The following is a 24,648-nucleotide window of genomic DNA, read 5'->3' as shown; positions in this document are numbered from 1 at the left end:
ACCATGACCACCACCGGCTTCATCGACCCGCGCCCCGTCTACACCCGCGCCACCGAGCAGGCGGCCGCGCTCATCAAGGAGGTGCGCCCCGAGCAGCTCGACGGCCCGACGCCCTGTACCGAGTTCGACGTACGGACCCTGCTGAGCCACATCGTCGGCGGCACCCGGCGGATCGCGGTGGTCGGTGAGGGAGGCGACGGACTCGCCGTGCACCCGTTCACCGAGGGCGTCGAGGACGACGGCTGGGCGGCGGCCTACGAGGAGGTGCGGGTGCGGGTCCTGAAGGCCTGGGAGTCCGACGAGCGGATGACGAGCCCGGTGCGGGTGCCCTGGGGCGAGGTCCCCGGCCATGCGGCGCTCTCCGGCTACGTCATGGAGCTGGTGACGCACACCTGGGACCTCGCCGAGGCCCTCGGTCACCCGCGTGAACTCGACCCGGAGCCGGCCGAGTTCGCGCTCGCCACCGCCCGCCGGGTGCTGCCGGACTCCCGTCCCCGCGATGCGGAGACCCCTTTCGACACCCGTCGGGAGGCGTCGGAAGGGGCTGGCGTCTACGCCCAGTTGGCGGCCTGGACGGGCCGTGTGCCGCTCAGCCGCGGCTGAAACGGGCGAGCTGGCGGGACTGGGCGACCAGACGGTCCTCGCTGTCCCAGATCTCGGCGTCCTCCTCCAGGAAGCCGCCGGCCAGGTTGCGGGTGGTGATCGACACGCGCAGCGGGCCGGGGGCCGGTCGGTGGCGGACGTGGACGGTCAGTTCGACCGTGGGCACCCAGCCCTTGAGACCTATCTCGAAGGCGGTGGGCGGCAGGGCGTCCACCGCGAGCAGGAGGGAGAGCGGGTCGGCGTCACGGCCGTCGGCGAGCCCGAACCAGGCGCGCATCTCGCCCTTGCCGGACGGGGCGCCGACCGCCCAGCCGAGGGTGGCCGGGTCCAGTTTCAGCATCAGCCGCTCGGCGATGGCCGAGCCGCCCGGCAGCGGATCCGGTGCGTCGTCGGCGCCGAAGCACTGCTCCAGCGGCGGGATCACGGGCGGCGCCGCCGTCGTACGGACGTCGTCGGGAAGGTCGGAGAGGTCGCCGTAGGAGGCGAGGACGCGGATGCGTTCGACCTCGTTGCCCTCGTCGTCGTACTGCAGGAGCGAGGCCTGGCCGGTGGAGAGGGTGCGGCCGGTGCGGACCGTCTGGGTGCGGACGACCGCCGGGCCCGGCCGGGACGCGGTCAGGTAGTACGCGGAGACGGTGAACGGGTCCGGGTGCGGGAGGGCGTCCGCGAGGGCCCGGCCGAGGACGGCCAGCAGAAAGCCGCCGTTGACGGCGTCGAAGATGGTCCAGCCGGCCGAGAGGTCGATGTCGTAGACACCGGGCTCGCGCCGGGTGACCGCCGTGTCACGGTCGAACTCGCTGTCGCCGATCACGGCCCGCGACGGGGGTCCCCCCGCTCGAGCGAAGCCGAGGGTGGGGGAAGGTGCAGAAGCTGCTTCTGGCATGGATGAACGGTACAACAGGAAATTACTAAGCGGTAGCTTTGCGGGTTGCGGTCGGATGACGGATTGCGGCAGGATCCCCTCTACAGAGTGAGGTTCCGGCAATTTCTCGGTAAGTGTCCGGACACGTCCACAACCCCGAGCCCCTGATTTCCCTCTATGGGGACATGAGCCTCACCGGGACTCCGTTCCTCTACACGACCATCGTGCTGTCCGTGGTCGCCCTGATACTGCCGCTCGCCCTCTGGTCGAGGATGCGGGGGCCCAAAGCGCTGCGCACCGCGGCCCGGGTGCTGATGCTGCTGTTCGCCCAGGGCACGGCCGTCACGCTGGTCTTCGTGCTGGTCAACAACCAGAACAACCTGTACGACAACTGGGCCGACCTGCTGGGGACCGGCAACCACGTCCAGCAGGCCGCCGACCTCGGCCGGGACGGCACCGGCGGCATAGCGTTCAAGAAGCTGCCCAAGGTCAAGCAGGACTTCAAGCAGGCGGACGGGCCCGGGATGCACTCGGCCGGCGGGGTGCGCGTCACCCAGCTCAAGGGCCGGGTCTCGGGCGTGAACGCCGAGGTCTACGTCTGGCTGCCCCCGCAGTACAACGATCCGGCCTACCGCAACAAGAAGTTCCCGGTCGTGGAGATGCTGCCGGGCTACCCCGGCTCGGCGAAGGCCTGGTTCGGGTCGATGAAGGCGCCCGAGCAGCTGATGCCGCTGATGCAGAGCGGTGAGGTGGCGCCCTTCATCCTGGTCGCCCCGCGCACCAACCTGCTGGCCGGTGTGGACACCGGCTGCGCCAACATCCCCGGCCAGGTGAACGCCGACACCTGGCTGAGCATCGACGTGCCGAAGATGGTCATGGACAACTTCCGGGCGCTGCCGGCGCCGCAGGGCTGGGCGGTGGCCGGGTACTCGGCGGGCGCGCACTGCGCGGTGAAGCTGGCCGTGGCACACCCCGACCGCTACCGGGCCGCGGTGAGCATGTCCGGGTACAACGACCCGATCGGCGAGCGCAACTCCCTTGCCGCACAGAACCCCACCCTGCGCGCCGCGAACAACCCTTACCTGATTCTCAAGAAGGCGGCCACGCCGCCCCGGGTCGCGCTGTACTTCTCGGGCGAGTCCGGGGACGGCTACCAGGCGGGCGTGGCCATGGAGTCCGCCGCCAAGGCGCCGACGACCGTGCACGTGGTGTTCCTGCCGCGCAGTGCGGGCGGGCACACCATGGCACTGTGGCGGCCCCAGGTCCCCACGGTGTTCCGGTGGCTGACCCTGCAGATGGGCCAGAACCACGCCAAGGGCCAGGACCGGTCCCTGGCCGGATCCCCCGGGACCACCGGATCCGCCGGGATCACGGGGACCGGCAGGTCTACTCCTCGGACACAGTCGAGCGACGGTTCCAAGCACGCGGCGCTCGCCAGTGGTACTTCATCGCCAGCAGACGCAGGACAAAAGCGGTGACCACCGCGAGCCCGCTGGTGAACGGAGTCAGCGCGTCGTAGCGGATGCACAGCACCACCATGGTGGCGCCGACGATCGCGGGTACCGCGTACAGATCGCGGTCCCAACGCAGCAGCGAGGGGACCTCGTTGGCGAGCACGTCCCGGAGCACGCCGCCGCCGACGGCGGTGGCGAGGCCGAGCGTTGCGGACGCGGTCAGGTTGAGGCCGTAGGAGTACGCCTTCGTCGTGCCCGTGACGCAGAACAGGCCGAGGCCGGCCGCGTCGAAGACGAGGACCCCGGTCTGGATGCGCTCCACGTGCGGATGCAGGAAGAAGACGACGAGCGTGGCGATCAGCGGGGTGAGGAAGTACCCGAGGTCGGTGAAGGCGGCCGGGGGTACGGCCCCGATGACCACGTCGCGGAACAGCCCCCCGCCCAGCGCGGTGGCCTCGGCGAGCACGGCGATGCCGAACACGTCGAAGTTCTTCCGGATGGCCAGCAGGGCGCCGGAGATCGCGAACACGAAGATGCCGATGACATCGAGCGTGTGCTGGACGGAGGGACTGAAGAGTTGCTGGAGCTGCACCCTGACATTCTCACCCGTCAGGGGGTGTGAACCTTACAAAGCCAGGCCTAGAGGGTCGGCTTACCTGGTGTGAACAGCCAAGTGGCGAAGAGATCGTCGAGCTGCTGCCCGCTGATCCGCTCGGCGAGGCGGATGAAGTCGGACGTGTCCGCGTTGCCGTACCGGTGGAGTCGGGTCCATGTGGGCAGCAGCTTGAAGAACGCCCGGTCGCCGATCCGCTCCCGGAGCATCTGGAGCGTCATCGCACCGCGGTCGTAGACGGCGGAGGCGAACATCGTGTCGCGCTGCGGGTCGGCCACCTTGATCTTCCAGAAGGACGAGTCGGCCGGGCGGGCGTTGTAGTCGGCGAGGAAGGAGTCGTGGGCCGTGCGGGTGCCCTGGTGCTCCGCCCACAGCCACTGGGCATAGGTGGCGAAGCCCTCGTTGAGCCAGATGTCCTTCCACTGGGCCACGCTCACCGAGTCGCCGAACCACTGGTGGGCCAGCTCGTGCACGATCGTCGTCTCGTTGCGCACGGCCGAGTAGGCGGGCTTGCTCTGCACCTCCAGGGAGAACCCGGCCTCGGGCATGTCGTCGACGATCGCACCGGTCTCCTCGAAGGGGTAAGGCCCGAAGACCTTCGACCAGTAGTCGGTGGCGGCGGCGGTGACCGCGTACACGTCGACGCGGTTGCTGTTCTTCAGGACGGGGTCGACGGCGACGTAGATCGGGATGCCCCCCGGGGTGCGGCCGGTGCGCACGTCGAACTTCCCGATGGTGGCGGTGGCGAGGTAGGTGGCCATGGGCCGGCTCTCCCGCCAGTGCGTGTACGTCGAGCCGCCCCGGTCGTGCGTCGACACCAGCCGGCCGTTGGAGACACCGGTCAGGCCCTTGGGGGCCTTGATGCGGATGTCGTAGGTGGCCTTGTCGGCGGGGTGGTCGCTGGACGGGAACCAGGTGGAGGCGGCGTTGGGCTCGCAGGCGACGAAGACGCCGTCGGCGGTCTTCATCCAGCCGTACTTCGAACCGAAGACGATCGGGCCGCCGAGGGGCTCGGGTATGCCGCCGTAGGTGACGGACACGGTGAAGCGCCGGCCCTTGGCGAGGGTTCCGCGCGGGGTGACGGTGACCTCGTCGCCGTCCCGGGTGAACCGGGCGCGTCTGCCGTCGACCTCGACCTTGGTGATCTCCAGCTTCTGGAGGTCGAGGTCGAAGGAGGAGAGGTTCTGGGTGGCGCGCGCGGTGAGGGTCGTACGGCCGTCCAGGCGGCCGGTGCCCGGATCGTAGGCGATGTCCAGGTCGTAGTGGCGGGCGTCGAAGCCGCCGTTGCCGAGCTGCGGGAAGTAGGGGTCGCCGATGCCGGCTGCGCCGGGCGTGGGGGCGGAGGAGGCGCCGATGACCAGGAACGAGGCCGCCGCGGTGGCGAGGGCCCCTAAACGTGCCGAACGGGAGGGTGCCATGGTCGTCCCTTTCGAGCGTGTGCCGATCGGTGGACGGACACGGACGACTCTGCACTCTCCCGTTCGGGCATGTTCATGACTTTGCCCAGTTGTCATGCGCTACTTGTCGGTTGACTCCTTCGAGCCCGACTCGGGCGCCTCGGCGGTGGCTTCGGCGGCGGCCTCGGCCGTGTCCGAAGCCTGCTCCCCGGAGGCCTCTTCGGAAGCCTCTTCGGCGGACGTCACCTCCTCGGAAACGGCCTCGTCCTCGGACGCCTGCTCCCCGGACGCAGCCTCGTCCTCGGCAGCCTCCTCCGCGGCACTCGCCTCGGCCTCGAGCGCGGCCGACGTCTGCGCCGACTCCTCCAGCACCGCGTCCGGGACCAGCTCCGAGGCCTCCTTCGCCGCCGACAGCAGGACCGTGTCCTGCGGGGCCTGGTCGGCGAAGTTCTCCGGGTGGTGGCAGGCGACCTGCTGACCGGTCCTCAGCTCGACGAGCTGCGGCTCGGTCGTCTTGCAGATCTCCGTCGCCTTCCAGCAGCGGGTGTGGAAGCGGCAGCCGGAGGGCGGGGCGATGGGCGAGGGCACGTCGCCGCGCAGCAGGATGCGCTCGCTCTTCTGGCCCCGGCGCTTCGGGTCCGGCACCGGCACGGCCGACATGAGCGCCTTGGTGTACGGGTGCATCGGCGACTCGTACAGCGCGGCGCGGTCCGCCAGCTCGACGATCTTGCCGAGGTACATCACCGCGATCCGGTCCGAGACGTGCCGCACCACGGAGAGGTCGTGGGCGATGATCACGTAGGTGAGGCCCAGCTCCTCCTGGAGGTCGTCCATGAGGTTGACGACCTGGGCCTGGATGGACACGTCGAGCGCGGAGACCGGCTCGTCGGCCACGACCAGCTTCGGCTTGAGGGCGAGCGCGCGGGCGATGCCGATGCGCTGGCGCTGGCCGCCGGAGAACTCGTGCGGGTAGCGGTTGTAGTGCTCGGGGCTCAGGCCGACCAGCGACAGCAGCCGCTGGACCTCCTTCTTCACCCCGCCCTCGGGTTCCACACCCTGCAGCCGGAACGGCGCCGAGACGATCGAGCCGATGGTGTGACGCGGGTTCAGGGAGCCGTACGGATCCTGGAAGATCATCTGGATGTCGCGGCGCAGCGGACGCATCTGCCCCGTGGACAGCGTGGTGATGTCCTGGCCCTCGAAGGTGATCCTGCCGCCGGTCGGGTCCTGGAGGCGGGTGATGACCCGGCCCATGGTCGACTTGCCGCAGCCCGACTCGCCGACCACGCCCAGGGTCTCGCCCTTGCGCACCTCGAAGTCGATGCCGTCGACGGCCTTCACCGCGCCGACCTGGCGCTGGAGGATGCCCTTCTTGATCGGGAAGTGCTTGGTCAGGCCCTCGACCTTGAGCAGCACCTCGCGGTCCTCGGGCGCCGACGCCTGCTTCGGGACCACGGCCTCTGCGACGGTGTCCGTCTTCTTCGTCTCACTCACAGCTTCGGCGCAATCTCTTCGGTCCAGATCCGCTCACGGTCCTCGGCCGGGAGGTGACAGGCGGACCAGTGCCCGGTGCCCGCCTGCTCCAGCTCGGGGCGCACCGTGCGGGTGACGTTCCCCTTGGGGATGTCCGCGTACGGGCAGCGCGGGTGGAAGGCGCAGCCCGAGGGGACGTTGATGAGGCTCGGCGGCTGGCCCTTGACCGGGATGAGCCGTTCTGAGGTCTCGCGGTCGATCCGGGGCATGGAGCCGAGCAGGCCCCAGGTGTACGGGTGCTGCGGCTTCTCGAAGACCTCACCGGCCGAGCCGCGCTCCACGCACCGGCCGCCGTACATCACCAGGACGTCGTCGGCGATCTCGGCGACCACACCGAGGTCGTGGGTGATCATGATGACCGCGGAGCCGAACTCCTTCTGCAGGTCCCGGATCAGGTCGAGGATCTGCGCCTGGACGGTCACGTCGAGGGCGGTGGTCGGCTCGTCCGCGATGAGCAGCTCGGGGTTGTTGACCAGCGCCATCGCGATCATGGCGCGCTGGCGCATACCGCCGGAGAACTCGTGCGGGTAGCCGTCGACGCGCTTGGCGGGCTCGGGAATGCCGACCCGGTCGAGCATCTCGATGGCCCGCGTGCGGGCGACCTTCTTGCTGACGTCGTGGTGGACCCGGTAGGCCTCCACGATCTGGTCGCCGACCTTGTAGTACGGGTGCATCGCGGACAGCGGGTCCTGGAAGATCATCGCCATCTCGCGGCCGCGGAGCTTGCGCACCTCGTCCGGGGAGGAGGAGACCAGTTCCTTGCCGTCCAGCCAGATCTCGCCGGACATCTGCACGTTCTTGCCACGGGCGCCGAGCCGGTGCAGACCCATGATGGCCTGCGAGGTCACCGACTTGCCGGATCCGGACTCGCCGACGACAGCGAGGGTCTTGCCCTTCTCCAGCGAGAAGCTGAGCCCGTCGACGGACTTGACCAGGCCGTCGTCGGTCGGGAAGTGCACCTTGAGGTCGCGGACCTCGAGGAAGGCTTCGGGTGCCTTGCCGGGGGAAGTGGGCTCGCCCACGGCGGCGCCGGTCTTGGAGAGTTCGGTCACGAGAGCCTCACGCGCGGGTCGGCGGCCGCGTAGAGCACGTCCACCAGGAGATTTGCGATCACGACGAAGAAGGCGGCGAGCAGGGTCACGCCCAGGATCGGCGGCAGGTCGTTGTCGTTGATGGCCTGCACCGCGTACTGGCCGACACCGTGCAGCGAGAACACGCTCTCGGTGATCACCGCGCCGCCGAGCAACAGGCCGAGGTCCATGCCGAAGACGGTGATGATCGGGGTGAGGGCGGCCCGCAGCCCGTGCCGGACCACGACGTTCCGCTCGCGCAGGCCCTTGGCGCGGGCCGTGCGGATGAAGTCCTCGTTCATCGTCTCCAGCATGCCCGAGCGGGTGAGCCGCGCGTAGATGGCGGAGTACAGCAGGGCGAGCGAACACCATGCGGGGAAGAGGGTGTTGGCCCACTCCGAGGGGTTCTCGGTGAGCGGGACGTAGGTGCGGCCGAAGATCGGCCAGGTGTAGGTGAAGAGCAGGATCGCCAGGTTGCCCGTGAAGAACATGGGCAGGGAGACACCGGCGAGCGCGACGCCCATGAAGGTGCGGTCGAAGACCGAGCGCGGCTTCAGCGCCGAGATGACACCGATCACCACACCCGAGAGCAGCCACATCACCGCGGCGCCCGCAGCCAGCGAGAGGGTCACGGGAAGACGGGAGGTGAGCTGCGGCCAGACCGCCTGGTGGTTCTTGAACGAGTAGCCGAAGCAGGGTGCGTTGCAGTGCACCGTGGTGGGGCCGAGGTCGTAGGTGGCGCCGGCCACGATCCCCTTGATGAAGTGCCAGTACTGGACGTAGACGGGCTGGTCCAGACCGAGGTTGTGCTTGACCGCGGCGATGTCCGCCTTCGACGGGCTCTTGCCGATGTACTGCTGCGCCAACTGATCCGCTGTCTGGCCGGCGAGTCGCGGCAGCAGGAAGAAGATGGCGAAGGTGACCGCGGTGACGACCAGCAGCAGGATCACTGCCGCGAACGTCCGACGGAGGATGTACGAGATCACGGGGACCGGCGCTGGTGCCCGCGGGCCGCGTAGCCCGCGGGCACCAATGCCTTCACCTGCCTTCCGGGGCTGCTACTTCTTCGTGGTGCCGAGGTTGAGGTAGTCGTACTGACCACTGAAGGCGGCCGTGGAGACCACGTTGGTGGCGTACGGCGAGCGGTACAGCAGGACCTTGAAGTAGGTCAGCGGCACGATGACGGCGTCGTCCATCGTCTGCTTGTCGATCTGCCCGTACAGCTCGTTGCGCTTGGCCGAGTCCTCGGTCGCGATGGCCTGTCCGAGCAGGTCGTTGACCTTCTTGTTGTCGTACTGCGACAGGTTGGTGTTGCCGGACTGGCTGATCGCCTTGCCGTTCAGGATCTGCTGCAGGAAGCCGTAGCCCGAGGGCCAGTCGGCGCCCCACTGCATCATGATCAGGCCGATGTTCTGCTTGTTGGTGAACTTCGGCACACCCGCGTAGTCGGTGAAGTACTTACCGGACGGGTACTGCTTCAGGCTGGCGTTGATGCCGACCTTCTTCAGCGAGTTGATGATCGCGGTGGCCGCATCGATCTCCTGCGGGCGGTCGGAGCGCGCCGAGATGTTGGTGCTGATCGACGACTTGCCGCAGGCCTTGAGCTGGTCCTTGGCCTTCGCGACGTCACCCTTGTTGCCCGCGCTCGGGTAGGTGTCCGCCTTCTGGTAGCCGGTGATGTCCGGCGGCAGAACGGTGGAGGCGACGTCACCGCGGATCGGGCCGCCCTCGGCGGTCTGCACGGAGACCTTGTCGATGGCGTACTGGACGGCCTTGCGGCACTCGACCTTGTCGAACGGCGCGACCTTGGTGTTGATCGCCATGTAGACCAGGCGGCCACCGTAGGTGTTGTCCGTCGCGGCCTTGCCGTCGGCCGAGTTGATCAGCTCGGCCTGGGTGGAGGCCTGGACGCCGGAGCCCGCGAGGTCGACGGTGGCGTCGCCGGACTGCAGATCCTTGTCGATCGTCTCCGGGTTGACCTTCAGGTTGACGACGATCTTGTCAGGCAGCTGCTTGCGCAGCGGGTCGGTCTTCGGGTCCCAGTTCTTGTTGCGGACGAGGACGGCCTGCTTGCCCTCGTCGTAGCTCTGGAACTGGTACGAGCCCGAGGACACGATGTGCTTGACGTAGTCGACGCCGTCGTCCTTGGCCTGCGGCACCGGAGCCGTCTGCGGCGCGGCGACCAGGTAGTCGAACTCCTGGAAGGCGCGGTTCAGGTGGAAGACGATCGTGGTGGCGTCGGGCGTCTCGATCGAGGACAGGCCCTTGGCGCTCTTGTCCTTGTACGGACCCTTGTACTTGTCGCCGTCCTTCATGAACTGCTGGAAGTAGTTCGGGCCGAGCGAGAGCACGTCACGGGCGAAGTTCGACCGCTCGACGGCGTACTTGACGTCCTTCGAGGTGATCGCCGTGCCGTCCTGGTACTTCAGGCCCGAACGCAGCTTGTACGTCCAGGTCTTGCCGCCGTCGCTCGGGACGCCCTTGCTCGCGGCGAGGTCCGGGACGAGGGTGTTGCCCTTCTCGCCGGGGCCGGGCTGGAACGTCATCAGCGGGCGCGCGTAGAGCCGGCTGAAGTTGTACATGTACGCGTAGTACGTGTTGCCCGGGTCGAACGAGTCGGGCACGTCCGACATCTCGTAGGTGACCGTGCCGCCCTTTTTGTCGGACGCATTGACGACACCCGTGGTCGCCGCGTTGGCACCGGCCGCCTTCGGAGTGTTGCCGTCCTTGTTGTCATCGGCCTTGCTGCAACCTGCAACCAGCAGGCTTGCGGAGCCGATGGCCGCGACCGCGGCCAGCGCTGACCTTCGCATGATGGTCTGCTTCCCCTCCATAGATAGGAAACTTGATGGACTCTCGGGGCTGCCTAGCGGCTGCGGGGGTCGAGAGCGTCTCGGAGACCGTCGCCGAGCAGATTGAACGCCAGGACGGTGATGAAGATGGCGAGGCCCGGCACGATCATGTACTGGGGATCGACCTGGTAGTAGGTGACGGCTTCCCGGAGCATGCCGCCCCAGGACGCCTGCGGGGGCTGGATGCCCACACCCAGGAAGCTCAGGGAAGCCTCGAACAGGATGTTGGTCGGGATGAGCAGCGTCGAGTAGACGATGATCGGGCCGACCAGGTTGGGCATCAGCTCGCGGAAGAGGATGTACGGGCCCTTGGCACCCATGCCGCGGGCCGCGTCCACGAACTCACGCTCACGCAGGGCAAGCGTCTGGCCTCGCACGATCCGGCCCAGGTAGGGCCAGTTGAAGAAGCCGATGACGAAGATGAGCACGCTCAGGTGCAGCGGCAGTCCGTTCAGGCCGAAGGCGCCGCCCTGCAGGGTGGCGGAGATGGCGATCGCGAACAGCAGGAGGGGGAAGGCGAGGAAGATGTCCATCAGCCGGCTGATGATCGAGTCGACCCGGCCGCCGTAGTAGCCCGCGACCACACCCATGATCGCGCCGATCACGTTGGACAGGATCGTGGCGCCGAAGGCGACCACCAGCGAGACCCAGGAACCCTCGAGGATGCGGGTGGCGATGTCCCGGCCGAACTTCGGGTCCACACCCAGCGGGTGATCCATGCTCATGCCGCCCCAGCCGCCCTTGGGCAGCGAGGTGTCGGGCACGATCAGGTCCTGGTGGAAGGCGTTGGGGTCGAGGCCGAGCATGGCCTGGATGGGGCGCGAGAGGATCGCGAGGAGGATCAGCAGGATCACGATGACGCCGCCGACGACGGCGACTCTGTCCCGCTTGAACCGGGACCAGGCGATCTGGCCCAGGGAACGACCCTCGATCTGCCCCTTCTCGGCACCCGCCAGCACAGCCTCCGGCTGTGCCTCGGCTGCCGCCCCGGTGGTCTCGATCGGTGCGGTCACGGTGAGCGACCCCTCTCGCCGGTGGTGACCGGCCTGCGCCTGCCGCGGTTTGCGGCTTTGTCGACTTGCCATCGATCACGAGGTCTTCACCTCGTGTCTGAGTCGGGAGTCTTCAGCGTCGTTGCGATCACCCGCCAGAGCTGACCGCGAAAGTATGCGCAACCGTGATGCAGTGCGGGGGAATCCGTTATCCGAACAGTTGGTAACGGCCCTCGGACGCGGGCCAGTTAAGACAGAACGGCAGATTATGCCCGGTTCTGGACGTACGGGGGAGGTCTACGCGCGCAGAAGCCCACCGGTCACGTCCATTCTGCGATCCGGGCCGGGAACGCGCCGCGCGGCCCCGTCGATCAGTAGCCGTGGACGGGCGGGTACCCGTAACCGGCGGCCGGGGCCTGAGCCTGGGGCGAGGCCTGGAGCTGGGGCTGGGGCGGAGCCGCGTGGGCCTCGCGATCGTAGAACGGGCGGGCGTTGACCCGCATCCACATCACGACCGGGTCGTAGTCGTCCGTCATCGCGACCGTCGAGACCGGCAGCCCCTCCGGGACCGCGCCGACGGACTGCTGCATCATCGCGCGCACCGAGTCGACCGCGGCCGGCGAGGTGTCGTACACGTCCAGGCCGATGGAGAGATACGGCGCCCCGAGCGCGGGCTGCACCCAGGCGCGGCGCAGGGAGCGCAGGGCAGGGGTGCGGTGGGCGTTCTGCGCGAGCAGGGCGTAGAACTGCGGGATCTCGACACCGGGCTCCGACAGCCGGAGGGGGCCGGCGGGCTGGCGGTCCAGGCCGGTGGCGATGCGGCGCAGGTCCAGCCAGGGGATGCCGACGCCGCCGCCGGGAGCATGCGGGTTGAGCCAGAGGCCGTAGTGGTCGGGATAGAGGGTGCGGGCCACGTCGAGCCCGTCGACCACTTCGTAGGAGCGGTTCCAGCCGCTGGCCGAGAGTTCCTGGGCGGAGGTCACACAGGGGGCGTAGCTGAAGCCGTCGACCTCCATGTTCCCGTACTGGGCGTCCGGAGAGCCGGCCTGGCCGTGCCACAGGAGCATCCAGATCTGGCCGGAGGAAGGGGTGGCGAGGGCGCGCAGCAGTGCCTCGTAGGCGTCGTAGCGCCCGGGGGTGACCTGGCGCAGCATGTGCTCGACGCTGCCGCTTGGGCTCGCGCTCACCTGTCTTACCGCCCCTTCGATTCTTGCCCCGCGTTCGGACACAGCTTAAGCGCCGAATGGCTCGGGACCTCGTGTCCGTCGGCGAGTGCGGGTTCGTGGTGGGTTCTCGCGCAGTTCCCCGCACCCCTGGGGGTCGGCTGAGGCTGCGTCGGCTTCTAGTGGCCGTACTGGTAGAAGGGGCGGACGTTTGATTTGAGCCAGTGACCCACGGGGTCCTCGGCCACGTCCAGGAGGACCAGGTTGACCGGCCACTGGACCGGGACCTTGCCCAGAGCTTTACCCAGGGCCTCCAGGGGAAGGGCTCGCAGGTCGCCCTCCCACTGGGAGAGTTCCACGCCCACGAACATCACCGGGTCGGCGGTTTCTATGACGGCCAGGCAGCGGCGGGCCGTGAGGACCACACCCGTCGCCGCGAACTCGGCGGAGGCCGCGGAGAGGAAGTCGACCGGGTCGTCCTGCCAGTCGGGCTCGAAGAGGCGGACCCGGCCACCGCTGCTGGGGCCGTCCAGCGGGGTGCGGCCCGTGCGGCACAGCTCGGCCACCGCCTCGGGCGGGAGCGGGATGCCGACCACGCCGTCGGGGTTGACGGCGATGCCGACCTGCGGGGGCAGGCCGCGGGCGAACTCCACCGCCGGGGCGATGGTGAACGACATGTGGGAGCCGGCCACCTGGCGGAGCTGCTCCTCGGAGCTGAAGACCGGGACGTGGACCTGGCCGTCGATCTCCAGGGTGGGCAGGTCGAGCGGGCCGCTGTCCGGGCCGCCGCCGTTGGGCAGCGGGATCCACAGGAAGCTCCGGCCCAGGACTTCGATGATCCGGCCGCCGGCGGAGGGTATGCCGAGGGAGGCCGAGAGCACCTCCTCCAGCTCGTTGCCGGGCCAACCGCTGTGCGGGTGGGGGTGTGTCTGTGCCGGAATGTCCGCGGGAAAGCCCGCCGCCGAGAAGTCCATCTGCCTGCCGCCTGCTGGGAACCGCCGTTGTGATTCAAAAGGCTAGCGGGTGCCTGTGACACCGTTCAGTCCGATGGCCGGCTCGGTCCGGTGAACGACTCATTCCGGTGACCGGCCCGGTCCGTGAGCGGCTCCGGTGATCGGCTCGTTCCGGGGCCCGACCGGGCCCGGGGACGGTTTCTCCGGACCGATGACACCGCTCGGCCCCGCTCCGGCTCCGTCCTCACTCCGGCCGGGCGGCGAAGCCGATGCGGCGCAGGACGTCCGCCGCGTCGCGGTCCAGCAGCACCGCCGAGCCGCAGCCGGCGGGCAGCTCGCCCCGCTCCACCGCGCCGACCAGACGGGCGGCCGTACGGCGGTGGCGGCCGAAGGCGTACCGGGACACGCCCCTGCCCCGTTGCCGCTGCCCCTCCCTGGCCGCCGCGGGAGCCACGTCGAGAAGGAGCAGGTGCAGGGTGCCGCCGCGGCGCCGGGCCTCGCGGGCCAGCCAGGCACGCACCCAGGCCTGGGTGCCGCAGTCGTGCACGACGACCCCCTCGCCGGTGCGCAGGGCGCGGCGCAGTCCGGCGTAGTGGGCGAGGCGGACCAGCGGGCGGTAGAGGGCGTACGGCAGGAGGCGTGGCAGGCGGGCCGCCCAGCGGTCCCGGGTGTCCTGGGAGTCGACGCGGTGGCCGAGGACCGCGCGGTGCATCAGGGTGGACTTGCCACTGCCGGGCAGGCCGGCGATCACCACCAGGTCACGGGGGCCGAAGAGCAGGGCGTGCGGGCCGCGCCCGGCGCGGTCGCGCAGGTCGCGGACGACGGGGGCCGGGCGTTCGGCGCAGCGCTCGCGGGCCGGGGCCGGGCGCTGCCCGGGCACCGCGACGCCGGTGGCGGCGTAGGCCGTGGTCCTGTTCACCGTGATCGTCCTCCCCTGTGGGCCTGCAAAGGTCATGCCCCTCGGATGCAAAGAGAAGGTAATGCGCGGTGTCCGGCCGTTGGGTGCGCGTACTGCCACAGGTCGGTTACAGATGCGGGCCCTGACGGGTGGGGGTCCGGCGTGCAATGATGTGGCCGCCAACTGCATATCGGCCGCTTGAATCCGCGCGGGAGAGTTCCCAGCAGCCTTCGCTGGGACGCCGAAGGAGCAAGTCCCTCCCTTGAATCTCTCAGGCCCCGTTACCGCGCGGGCGAGGCACATCTGAAAAGCGGGCCGCTGTGTCAGTGGCTCCACCCAAGGTGCAAACCGTGATCGTCCCTGTGGCGGTCCCGGCGAACCTCTCAGGTTCCGATGACAGATGGGGAGGAACGTTCCTCGCCTGTCATACCTGCCCTTGGGAGACGACCGACCGATGAGCAGTACCGAACCCACCGAGCTGCGCCACACCGCGCTGGACGCGCTGCATCGCTCGCTCGGTGCGACGATGACCGACTTCGCGGGCTGGGACATGCCCCTGCGCTACGGCTCCGAGCGCGACGAGCACGTCGCGGTGCGGACCAGGGCCGGACTCTTCGACCTCTCCCACATGGGCGAGATCACCGTGACCGGACCGCAGGCAGCCGCCCTGCTGAACTACGCCCTGGTCGGCAACATCGCCTCCGTCGGCGTCGGCCGCGCCCGCTACACCATGATCTGCCAGGCCGACGGCGGCATCCTGGACGACCTGATCGTCTACCGGCTGGCCGAGGCCGAGTACATGGTCGTGGCCAACGCCTCCAACGCCCAGGTGGTGCTGGACGCGCTGACCGAGCGCGCCGCCGGCTTCGACGCCGAGGTCCGCGACGACCGTGACGCGTACGCGCTGATCGCGGTCCAGGGTCCCGAGTCCCCCGGGATCCTGAAGTCCCTCACCGACGCCGACCTGGACGGCCTGAAGTACTACGCGGGCCTGCCCGGCACGGTCGCCGGCGTCCCCGCGCTGATCGCGCGCACCGGCTACACCGGCGAGGACGGCTTCGAGCTGTTCGTGAAGCCCGAGCACGCCGTGGAACTGTGGCAGGCGCTGACCAAGGCCGGCGAGGGCGTGGGCCTGGTGGCGTGCGGCCTGTCCTGCCGGGACACCCTGCGCCTGGAGGCGGGCATGCCGCTGTACGGGCATGAGCTGACCACCTCGCTCACCCCCTTCGACGCCGGGCTCGGCCGGGTGGTGAAGTTCGAGAAGGAGGGCGACTTCGTGGGCCGCGAGGCGCTGACCGAGGCCGCCTCCAGGGCTGAGCAGAACCCGCCGCGGGTACTCGTCGGGCTGATCGCCGAGGGCCGCCGGGTGCCGCGCGCCGGCTACCCGGTCGTCGCCGGCGGCGCGGTGATCGGCGAGGTCACCTCCGGTGCCCCCTCCCCCACCCTGGGCAAGCCGATCGCCATCGCGTACGTCGACGCGGCGCACGCGGCGCCGGGCGCCGAGGGCGTCGGCGTGGACATCAGGGGGAGCCACGAGCCGTACGAGGTCGTGGCTCTGCCCTTCTACAAGCGCCAGAAGTAGACACTGGGCGCGGTCCGTACCCGAAGCGTGACCCTGCGCACATTCATCTGCTCACCAGCAGAACCAGTAGTCCCCCATTCATCAGCACTCCCGCGCGTACAGGAGAATTCAGGCCATGAGCAACCCCCAGCAGCTGCGCTACAGCAAGGAGCACGAGTGGCTGTCGGCCGCCGACGAGAACGGCGTCGCGACGGTCGGCATCACCGAGTTCGCGGCCAACGCGCTCGGCGATGTGGTCTACGCCCAGCTCCCCGAGGTCGGCGACACGGTGACCGCGGGCGAGACCTGCGGCGAGCTGGAGTCGACCAAGTCGGTCTCCGACCTGTACTCCCCGGTCACCGGTGAGATCGTCGAAGCCAACCAGGACGTGGTCGACGACCCGTCGCTGGTGAACTCCGCCCCCTTCGAGGGCGGCTGGCTGTTCAAGGTTCGCGTCACGGAGGAGCCGGCCGACCTGCTCTCCGCCGACGAGTACACCGCCCAGAACGCCGGCTGAGGAGTCGTAGCCGTATGACTGTCCTGAACACGTCCCTGCACGAGCTGGACCCGGAGATCGCCGCCGCGGTCGACGCCGAGCTGCACCGCCAGCAGTCGACGCTGGAGATGATCGCCTCCGAGAACTTCGCGCCGGTCGCGGTGATGGAGGCCCAGGGCTCGGTCCTGACCAACAAGTACGCCGAGGGCTACCCGGGCCGCCGCTACTACGGTGGCTGCGAGCACGTCGACGTCGCCGAGCAGATCGCCATCGACCGGATCAAGGAGCTGTTCGGCGCCGAGTACGCCAACGTGCAGCCCCACTCCGGAGCCTCCGCGAACCAGGCGGCCCTGTTCGCGCTGGCCCAGCCCGGGGACACCATCCTCGGCCTGGACCTGGCGCACGGCGGCCACCTGACCCACGGGATGCGGCTGAACTTCTCCGGCAAGCAGTTCAACGTGGTCGCCTACCACGTGGACGTCGAGACCGGTCTGGTCGACATGGCCGAGGTCGAGCGGCTCGCCAAGGAGCACCGTCCGAAGGTGATCATCGCGGGCTGGTCGGCTTACCCGCGTCAGCTGGACTTCGCCGAGTTCCGCCGGATCGCCGACGAGGTCGAGGCGTACCTGTGGGTCGACATGGCGCACTTCGCGGGCCTGGTCGCCGCCGGTCTCCACCCGAACCCGGTGGAGTACGCGGACGTGGTGACCTCCACGACCCACAAGACGCTCGGCGGCCCGCGCGGCGGCATCATCCTCGCGAAGAAGGACTTCGCGAAGAAGCTGAACTCGTCCGTCTTCCCGGGCTTCCAGGGCGGCCCCCTGGAGCACGTGATCGCGGCCAAGGCGGTCTCCTTCAAGGTCGCGGCGAGCGAGGACTTCAAGGAGCGCCAGCGCCGTACGGTGGAGGGCGCGCGGATCCTCGCCGATCGGCTGACCGCCGCCGACGCCCGCGAGGCCGGCGTGAACGTGCTGTCCGGCGGTACGGACGTGCACCTGATCCTGGTCGACCTGCGCGAGTCCGAGCTGGACGGGCAGCAGGCCGAGGACCGTCTCCACGAGGTCGGGATCACCGTCAACCGCAACGCCGTGCCGAACGACCCGCGTCCCCCGATGGTCACCTCGGGCCTGCGGATCGGTACGCCCGCCCTCGCCACCCGCGGCTTCACGGCCGAGGACTTCGCCGAGGTCGCGGACGTGATCGCCGAGGCGCTGAAGCCGTCCTACGACGTCGAGGCCCTCAAGGCCCGGGTGAAGGCCCTGGCCGACAAGCACCCGCTGTACCCGGTTCTGAACAAGTAAGACACCTTTTGCGGGGCACCGCGCACACTGGAAAGAACAGCGCGCGGTGCCCCCGCACCCCGCACCATCCCTGCACGACCCCGCACCACCCCGCATTGAGGAGTTCCCGTGGCCATCTCGGTCTTCGACCTGTTCTCGATCGGCATAGGCCCGTCCAGCTCCCACACGGTCGGTCCGATGCGCGCGGCGCGCATGTTCGCCCGCCGGCTGCGCAACGAAGGCCTCCTGGAGAAGGCCGCCGCCGTCCGCTGCGAGCTGTACGGCTCGCTCGGCGCGACCGGCCACGGCCACGGCACCCCGAAGGCGGTGCTGCTCGGCCTGGAGGGCGCCTCGCCGCGCACCGTGGACGTGGAGACGGCCGACGAGCGGGTGGAGAGCATCAAGAGCACGGGCCGGCTCTCCCTGCTCGGCGAGCACGAGATCCCCTTCTCCTTCCACGACGACCTGATCCTGCACCGCCGCAAGGCCCTGCCGTACCACGCCAACGGCATGACCATATGGGCCTACGACACCGCGGGCACGGAGCTGCTCTCCAAGACGTACTACTCGGTCGGCGGCGGCTTCGTCGTGGACGAGGAGGCGGTCGGCGCGGACCGCATCGTGCTGGACGACACGGTCCTGAAGTACCCCTTCCGCACCGGTGACGAGCTGCTGCGTCTCACCGCAGAGACCGGCCTGTCGATCTCCTCCCTCATGCTGGAGAACGAGCGGGCCTGGCGCACGGAGGCGGAGATCCGTGCGGGCCTGCTGGAGATCTGGCGGGTGATGCAGGCCTGTGTCGCGCGGGGCATGTCCCGCGAGGGCATCCTGCCCGGCGGTCTGAAGGTCCGCCGCCGCGCGGCCGTCTCGGCCCGCCAGCTGCGCGCCGAGGGCGACCCTCTGGCGCACGCGATGGAGTGGATCACGCTCTACGCGATGGCGGTGAACGAGGAGAACGCGGCGGGCGGCCGGGTCGTGACCGCCCCGACGAACGGCGCGGCCGGCATCATCCCGGCGGTCCTGCACTACTACATCAACTTCGTGCCCGGCGCCGACGAGGACGGCATCGTCAGGTTCCTGCTGGCCGCCGGCGCCATCGGCATGCTCTTCAAGGAGAACGCCTCGATCTCCGGCGCCGAGGTCGGCTGCCAGGGCGAGGTCGGCTCCGCCTGCTCGATGGCCGCGGGCGCCCTCGCCGAGGTCCTCGGCGGCTCCCCCGAGCAGGTCGAGAACGCGGCCGAGATCGGCATGGAACACAACCTCGGCCTGACCTGCGACCCGGTCGGCGGCCTGGTCCAGATCCCCTGCATCGAGCGCAACGGCATGGCCGCGGTGAAGGCGGTCACGGCCGCGAAGATGGCGATGCGCGGCGACGGCTCGCACAAGGTGTCGCTGGACAAGGTCATCAAGACCATGAAGGACACCGGCGCGGACATGAGCGTCAAGTACAAGGAGACGGCCCGCGGCGGGCTCGCGGTGAACATCATCGAGTGCTAGGGAAATAGGCCCTGACCAGCGCGTTCGTTCCTTTCGGCGCTGTCAGGTCCTTCTGCTCGGCGGTTCGCGGCGCCCTCGGTCACCGTTCGGAGACGGACGACCGTCCCGTGGGGTGTACCGGCGGGCGGACGCCCCGGAGAAGCAGGAGCGTGTGCCTGTCCCGCCCGCGGGACAGGCACACGAGCTGCTCTTGGTGGCCGGGGTCGGACAGTCCGACGAGGACCGCCCCACCCCGCCGGGTCCGGCTGGAGTACTAGCGGGCGGAACCCTCCCTGCGATAGAGGACACCCTCGCTCCACACCAGGTCGAGCTGGCCCCACTCGATCGCCGACGCGACGTCGGGGAAGAAGCTGCGGCCGTTGTAGTTCGCACTCGTATTGCAGAGGACCGGAATTCCGCTGCACTTGTAGTACTCGCGCAGAATGGCGTGCAGGTTCGGGTCGTCGGACTCGTTGACGGTCTGCAGCCGTGCGGTGCCGTCCAGGTGCATGACCGCCGGAACCCGGTCGATCCATTCGGGGCGGACCCAGTGCTCGAAGAGCATGTGGGGATCCGGCGTGCCCGGCTCGAAGACGGTGGGAGCGTGCTCTTCGAGGCAGATGGGCGCGACGGGCCGGTAGTGCTCCCGGCGCTTCACGTCGTTCAGGAGCTTCTTCATCTTCGCGTCGGTGGCGGGGGCGATGATGCTGCGCCCGCCGAGAGCCCGGGGCCCCAGTTCCGCGCGGCCGTTGAGCACGACCACGGGCTCGCCCGTGGTGTGCAGGAGCCGGGCCAGCTCTTCCGGGCTGCACGACGACGTGCTCCAGCCCTGCGGCACCTCCTGCGTCGGCTCGAGGGCCGGCCCGAGCCGGGTGCCCCATTCGATCGGCCGGAGGCCGTCACCGCCGGCCGCGGCGAGGCAGGCCGTGCCGATGGCGACACCGGAGTCGTCGGGGAACGGCGGCACCCACATGGCCTTGATCGTCGGGTGGGAACGCAGTGCACTGTTCCACTTGATGTTCAGCGCACAGCCGCCCGCGAAGCAGAGGTTCCACGCGCCGCCGCCCTTCCACGCCTGGATCTTCCTGGTCACGCGGTCGATCAACAGCTCCTCGAGGAAGGCGTGGACGCTGGCCAGCACGTCCTCGTCGCAGACACCGAGGACGGTGGTGCGCCGCTGCACCGCCGTGAGGAACTCGTGCACGTAGGCGTGCGACTTCTCGCCGGTGCTGCCGCACCCGATGATGTTCTGGCGGTAGGTCCGCACCCGGGGTGAGTCGGCGTCGAAGTACTCGAAGAACTCCTCCCGGAAGACCGCCTTGATCTCCTCCCGCGGCGTGCCGAGGGCGATGTACGCCATCATCTTTCCGGCGACGGAGAGGTCGTCGACATTGGTCGACTTGTTCTGACGCTTGAACGGCCCCCAGTACTGCGAGGTCATCGAGTACGTGTGGCCGATGAGCGGGAACGCCTCGCCACCCGGCTCGATGCGCCCGTCGGCGTCGACGCAGTACAGCCGGGGGAAGCAGCCGCCGTCCCAGACCAGGACCATCGACGGCTCGCCGCGACGGGCGAACGGGCTCGTACAGTAGGCCGACGCGAGGTGGCCGGCCACGTGGACGTAGCTCTCGTAGTCATGGGCCTGGCCGCCGATGGCTATCCGACCGTGGTGGCCGGGCAGTCCCGGGTCGGGCACCCGGTCCGTCTCCCGGTAGGGGGCGACGAGGAGTTCGGTCCGGGTACCGCCGCTGAGTACCGACACGTGACCGTTCGTGGCGCCGTCCCAGCCGTCCACCGCCCACTTGCCGACGTCGCCGAGCCCGAAGCCGAACCCGGACATGATCGTGACCAGGTCGTCGAGTTCGTCCACGTTGCTGTACCGGGCACCGTTGGCGATCTTCTGCATCTCGATGTTGAACACGAGGCGGTCCTCGTCGAGCAGCGCGATGCCGCCGCTCTGGGTGAGCTTCAGGCCTGCCGTGATCATGGTTGTGCTTCTCCCGTGTGTATGAGGACTCACATGGCTGTGCGTCGGGTGACTCAAAGTTCTTCGTGGTCGAGTTCGGCCAGCGGCCGCCGGCCGTCGGCGACCATGGCGTCGAGCAGGTTTCGGTAGAACTGCGGGATGCACTCGACGAGATCGGGGTGAACGAGGTCCGCCGCGATCTCGAAGTCGCAGCGGAATCCGTCCGCGCGATCGACGATGTTCAGCGCCAGGGGGTTGCCGGTGTGCGTGATCGGCAGCGGGTCGGCCTCCGACACCGCGAGCCCGTCCATGGCAGGCACCGCCACCTGGCGGTAGAACGACATCGACGTCGTGAACAGCTCGCTGCGCAGTCCGGCTCCGGACGGGGCGAACTCCGTGATCAGGTCCGCGAACGGGTGGTCCTGGGCCTCGAGGCCGTCCACCAGCTGCGCCAGGACCTCGGCCACGTAGTCCGCGACCAGGATGTCCGCCGGGCGCCGCAGGCGCAGCGGCAGCAGGTTCGAGCAGTAGCCGACCACCTGGTCCAGTTCCGGCGGCCGCCGGGCGGACGCCACCGGTACGACGACGTCGTCCTGACCGGTCAGACGGTGCTGCAGGGCGGCCCAGGCCGCGACCAGATAGGCGAACACCGTGACGCCCTCGTCACGGGCGGCGTCGCGGATGCGACCGCAGAACTCGGGGTCGAGGAGGATGCTGTGCCGCACCGCACGGTAGGGGAAGCTCACGTGCTCCCCCGACGTCGGGAGTGCCGGTGTGGGCGCCTCCTTCAGCAGGGTGTGCCAGTAGTCGCGGTGCTCGGCGGCCGCGGGCCCGGCGGTGACCCGCTCGTGCCAGGCGACGTAGTCCCTGAACTGGGCGGCCGGCGACAGCTGGGGGCTGGTGCCCCGGCAGCGCGCGTTGTACAGCGCGACGAGGTCGTCGAGGATGACGCTGTAGGACCAGCCGTCCACGACCGCATGGTGCATCGAGATCAGCAGCAGGTGCCGTTGCGGGTCGGCCTGCACCACCGCGGCGCGGAACACCGGCCCGTCGACCGGGTCGAGCGGCCGCTCGGCCCAGCTCCGCAGGAAGTGCTCGAGCTCGTCCTCGTTCGCGCAGGTGTGCTCGGTCAGCAGCCCGCCCGGCGCCGTCGGTGCCGAGGAGTGGACGACGAGCGTGTCGCCGTCCGCAGCGAACGTGGTCCGCAGGGCCTCGTGGCGGGCGACCACGCCCTGCACGGCGGCGCGCAGCGCCTCGTGGTCGAGCGTTCCGTCGAGCCAGAACCCTAGGGACATCTCGTAGGCGCGCACGTCTCCCTCGTCGAGGGCCCGCAGCTGCCGCTGCGCGAGGGTGCTGCGCGGCGCCGCCGGAAGCGGCCGGGTCCCGGCCGGGCTCGTCCGGCTGTCACCGAGCATGCCGTTGTCCCGCAACTCGGCGACGGACTCGCGAACCGCGTTGCGAATGTGGTCGAGATCGGCCTGCTCGTGCGCGGTGGACAGGAAGAAGTTGCGCAGCTCCCAGACGAACACGCCCCGGTCGAGCAGGTTGAAGTAGAACGGATCCATGTTCCTCTCGTGCTCGAACTTGAAGATCGAGGAGAACCGGCGGACCTCGATCGGCATGTCGAGCTCGCGGAAGTCGGCGTTCAGCTGGTCCACGAACGTCTCGGTCCTGCGGTCCAGGTCCCGCTGCAGACCGGGACCCTCCGCGCGGAGGTGGTCGAGGACCGCCTTGGCCGCCACCATGGACAGCGGGTGCTGGTTGAACGTGCCGGCGAAGAAGGTGGATTCCACCGTCGGGCGGGAGTCGTCGCCGAAGTTCCAGACGCCGCCGTCGATGGAGTCCATGACCCCGCCGCGTCCGGCGATCACGCCGAGCGGCATGCCGCCACCGATGATCTTGCCGTAGGTGGCCAGGTCGGCCTCGATGCCGTACAGGCCCTGGACGCCGGCCTGGTGACAGCGGAAGCCCGTCACCATCTCGTCGAAGATCAGCTTCGTGCCGTGCGACCAGGTGATCTCCCGCAGCCTGCGCAGGAATTCGGGCTTCTGCACGCCGGGGGTGCGCAGCGTCACCGGCTCGGTCATGACCGCCGCGAGTTCCGAGCCGTGCTTGTCGATGAAGTCGAGCGCCTCTTCCGTGCCGAACTCGAGCACGTACACGTTCTCCACCGCTCGCGGCGAGACACCCGGTGCGAGCGGCTTGGTGTGGAACACGCCGTTCTCGTTGGACGGCACGCCGAGCACATTGTCGAAGTGGCCGTGGTACGCCGTGGAGAAGACCACGATCTTGTCGCGGCCGGTCGCCGCCCGGGCCAGGCGAACCGCCGTCATGACGGCTTCGGTGCCGGTGTTGAGGAAGGCGGCCCGCTCCATGCCGGTGAGTTCGAGCAGGCCGGCCGCGACGTCCTCGACCAGCTGGGTGCGCGGCCCGAGGCTGAAGCCGATGTCCATGCGCTCGCGCACGGCCGACATGACGGCGGGCGGGTTGTGTCCGAGCAGGTGGACTCCGTACCCCAGGGTGAGGTCGACGTACTCGTTGCCGTCGATGTCCCACAGCCGCGCGCCCTGACCGCGCTCGGCGGCGATCGGGTACAGCAGCTCCTTGGTCGACGGCCGGAAGCCGATGCTGGACCGGCTGTCGGCCACCATCGTGCGGAACCGCTGGGCGAACTCCTTCGAGCCCCTCGTGCGGGCGCCGAGCCGATCGGCCAGAGCCTTCATGTAGCGGGCGCGCTGCGCCGTCTCCACGGGGTCGGACTTGGCGCCACGGCTGCCGGGGGCGAGTGGGATCACCGACTTGGCCTCAGCCGGCCGCACGGCGGGCACCGGTACGGTCGCCGACGCGCCCGCCGGGGGCCCGGTGGCCGGGCGGACCGCAAGGGTCGGCTCGGCGCCCGCCAGCAGATCGAGCTGGCGCTGCATGACCAGGAGCTGCTCCTTGATCAGGTTCTGCACCGCCGTCGAGACACCGGTGGTCGAGACACCGGCCGTCGAGACACCCGTCGTCGGGGATCCGACCGCCGGGGATCCGACCGCCGGCGTCACGACCGCCGGCGTCACGACCGCCGGCGTCACGACTGCCGGTATGCCGCCGATCGGCGCCGGCGCCGGGGGGTCGGCCGCCGGGGTCGGCATCGGCACGACCGGCTCGGCCACCGGGGTGGACGTCGTGCCGACGGTGGTGACGGCAGGGGCGGCCGCGGCGGGCCTGACCGTCCCGGCTCCCGGCAGCTTGTCCGCCGGCGCGTGCGCGGCGAAATAGTCGGCCAGGTCGGCCGGGGTCTGCACGTCGCCGAAGAGCTGCCGGAGCGACACCTTGCAGCTGTAGCGGTCGTCAAGGACCCGCAGCAGTCCGAGCAGCGCCATCGAGTCCGCGCCGAGGTCCGTGAACGAGACGTTGGGGTCCAACTGGTCCGGCTGGATGTCGAAGTAGCCGCCGACAATGGTGACGACCTCTTGGAGCAGTGGCTCCACGGT

At 69.5% G+C, this 24,648-nt stretch carries 19 protein-coding genes and 1 riboswitch; of the genes, 6 read left to right on the top strand and 13 right to left on the bottom strand.

The window, feature by feature from the left end:
* Positions 1–3: 3 nt before the first annotated feature.
* Positions 4–603 (top strand): TIGR03086 family metal-binding protein, encoded by a 600-nt coding sequence (locus AB0H32_RS13550; protein WP_361118954.1) that lies wholly within the window; start codon positions 4–6, stop codon positions 601–603.
* On the opposite strand, the gene AB0H32_RS13545 is transcribed toward AB0H32_RS13550, so the two are convergent.
* Positions 590–1,486, bottom strand: coding sequence for a thioesterase family protein (locus AB0H32_RS13545; protein WP_361118952.1), 897 nt, complete (start codon positions 1,484–1,486; stop codon positions 590–592). The genes AB0H32_RS13550 and AB0H32_RS13545 overlap by 14 nt on opposite strands.
* A gap of 164 nt (positions 1,487–1,650) precedes the next feature.
* Between AB0H32_RS13545 and AB0H32_RS13540 the strand changes: the two genes are divergently transcribed.
* Entirely contained in the window at positions 1,651–2,943 is a 1,293-nt protein-coding gene (locus AB0H32_RS13540) for an alpha/beta hydrolase-fold protein (protein WP_361118950.1), read from the top strand.
* Here AB0H32_RS13540 and AB0H32_RS13535 read toward each other — a convergent pair.
* From AB0H32_RS13535 to AB0H32_RS13490, 10 genes are all read right to left on the bottom strand, one after another.
* Positions 2,852–3,511 carry a trimeric intracellular cation channel family protein gene (locus AB0H32_RS13535; protein ID WP_361118948.1) on the bottom strand — a complete coding sequence of 220 codons (660 nt, stop codon included), beginning with the start codon at positions 3,509–3,511 and terminating at the stop codon, positions 2,852–2,854. The genes AB0H32_RS13540 and AB0H32_RS13535 overlap by 92 nt on opposite strands.
* Before the next feature lie 47 nt (positions 3,512–3,558).
* Positions 3,559–4,950, bottom strand: coding sequence for a M1 family metallopeptidase (locus tag AB0H32_RS13530; RefSeq protein ID WP_361118946.1), 1,392 nt, complete (start codon positions 4,948–4,950; stop codon positions 3,559–3,561).
* 99 nt (positions 4,951–5,049) lie between these two features.
* Complete coding sequence (locus AB0H32_RS13525; RefSeq protein ID WP_361118944.1) at positions 5,050–6,423, bottom strand: dipeptide ABC transporter ATP-binding protein; 1,374 nt, start codon at positions 6,421–6,423, stop codon at positions 5,050–5,052.
* Entirely contained in the window at positions 6,420–7,514 is a 1,095-nt protein-coding gene (locus tag AB0H32_RS13520) for an ABC transporter ATP-binding protein (protein WP_361118942.1), read from the bottom strand. The genes AB0H32_RS13525 and AB0H32_RS13520 overlap by 4 nt, the downstream gene beginning before the upstream one ends.
* Positions 7,511–8,518, bottom strand: coding sequence for an ABC transporter permease (locus AB0H32_RS13515; RefSeq protein WP_361118940.1), 1,008 nt, complete (start codon positions 8,516–8,518; stop codon positions 7,511–7,513). Before AB0H32_RS13515 ends, AB0H32_RS13520 begins: the two co-directional genes overlap by 4 nt.
* 72 nt (positions 8,519–8,590) lie before the next feature.
* On the bottom strand, positions 8,591–10,366 hold the full coding sequence (locus tag AB0H32_RS13510; RefSeq protein ID WP_361118938.1) for an ABC transporter substrate-binding protein: 1,776 nt from the start codon (positions 10,364–10,366) through the stop codon (positions 8,591–8,593).
* 32 nt (positions 10,367–10,398) lie between these two features.
* The gene (locus AB0H32_RS13505; RefSeq protein WP_361118936.1) at positions 10,399–11,397 is read right to left on the bottom strand and encodes an ABC transporter permease; all 999 of its coding nucleotides are present in this window, start codon (positions 11,395–11,397) and stop codon (positions 10,399–10,401) included.
* Between the two features lie 350 nt (positions 11,398–11,747).
* Complete coding sequence (locus AB0H32_RS13500) at positions 11,748–12,563, bottom strand: enhanced serine sensitivity protein SseB C-terminal domain-containing protein (protein WP_361118934.1); 816 nt, start codon at positions 12,561–12,563, stop codon at positions 11,748–11,750.
* A 155-nt stretch (positions 12,564–12,718) separates the two neighbouring features.
* Positions 12,719–13,513, bottom strand: a complete 795-nt coding sequence (locus AB0H32_RS13495; RefSeq protein ID WP_361118932.1) for an enhanced serine sensitivity protein SseB — start codon at positions 13,511–13,513, stop codon at positions 12,719–12,721.
* 223 nt (positions 13,514–13,736) lie between these two features.
* Positions 13,737–14,411 carry an AAA family ATPase gene (locus AB0H32_RS13490; RefSeq protein WP_361118930.1) on the bottom strand — a complete coding sequence of 225 codons (675 nt, stop codon included), beginning with the start codon at positions 14,409–14,411 and terminating at the stop codon, positions 13,737–13,739.
* Positions 14,412–14,589: 178 nt separating this feature from the next.
* Positions 14,590–14,687: riboswitch (glycine riboswitch) on the top strand.
* A gap of 157 nt (positions 14,688–14,844) precedes the next feature.
* On the opposite strand from AB0H32_RS13490, the gene gcvT reads away from it, so the two are divergent.
* The 4 genes from gcvT to AB0H32_RS13470 all read left to right on the top strand — a co-directional run bounded on the left by gcvT (position 14,845) and on the right by AB0H32_RS13470 (position 19,224).
* Positions 14,845–15,972 (top strand): glycine cleavage system aminomethyltransferase GcvT, encoded by a 1,128-nt coding sequence (gene gcvT / locus AB0H32_RS13485; protein WP_361118928.1) that lies wholly within the window; start codon positions 14,845–14,847, stop codon positions 15,970–15,972.
* 115 nt (positions 15,973–16,087) lie between these two features.
* A complete protein-coding gene (gcvH, locus tag AB0H32_RS13480) occupies positions 16,088–16,468 on the top strand; it encodes a glycine cleavage system protein GcvH (protein WP_361118926.1) in 381 nt (126 codons plus the stop codon).
* Positions 16,469–16,482: 14 nt separating this feature from the next.
* A complete protein-coding gene (gene glyA / locus AB0H32_RS13475) occupies positions 16,483–17,748 on the top strand; it encodes a serine hydroxymethyltransferase (protein ID WP_361118924.1) in 1,266 nt (421 codons plus the stop codon).
* Between the two features lie 108 nt (positions 17,749–17,856).
* Positions 17,857–19,224, top strand: coding sequence for an L-serine ammonia-lyase (locus AB0H32_RS13470; protein WP_361118922.1), 1,368 nt, complete (start codon positions 17,857–17,859; stop codon positions 19,222–19,224).
* Between the two features lie 253 nt (positions 19,225–19,477).
* On the opposite strand, the gene AB0H32_RS13465 is transcribed toward AB0H32_RS13470, so the two are convergent.
* Both AB0H32_RS13465 and AB0H32_RS13460 read right to left on the bottom strand, forming a co-directional pair.
* The gene (locus tag AB0H32_RS13465; protein ID WP_361118920.1) at positions 19,478–21,190 is read right to left on the bottom strand and encodes a carbamoyltransferase N-terminal domain-containing protein; all 1,713 of its coding nucleotides are present in this window, start codon (positions 21,188–21,190) and stop codon (positions 19,478–19,480) included.
* Positions 21,191–21,243: 53 nt separating this feature from the next.
* Entirely contained in the window at positions 21,244–24,645 is a 3,402-nt protein-coding gene (locus tag AB0H32_RS13460; protein ID WP_361118918.1) for an aminotransferase class III-fold pyridoxal phosphate-dependent enzyme, read from the bottom strand.
* Between the last annotated feature and the right edge of the window lie 3 nt (positions 24,646–24,648).

It is taken from the genome of Streptomyces sp. NPDC020362, from assembly GCF_040642095.1.
Taxonomy (GTDB): domain Bacteria; phylum Actinomycetota; class Actinomycetes; order Streptomycetales; family Streptomycetaceae; genus Streptomyces.
This window is presented reverse-complemented; position numbering and strand designations above follow the sequence as displayed.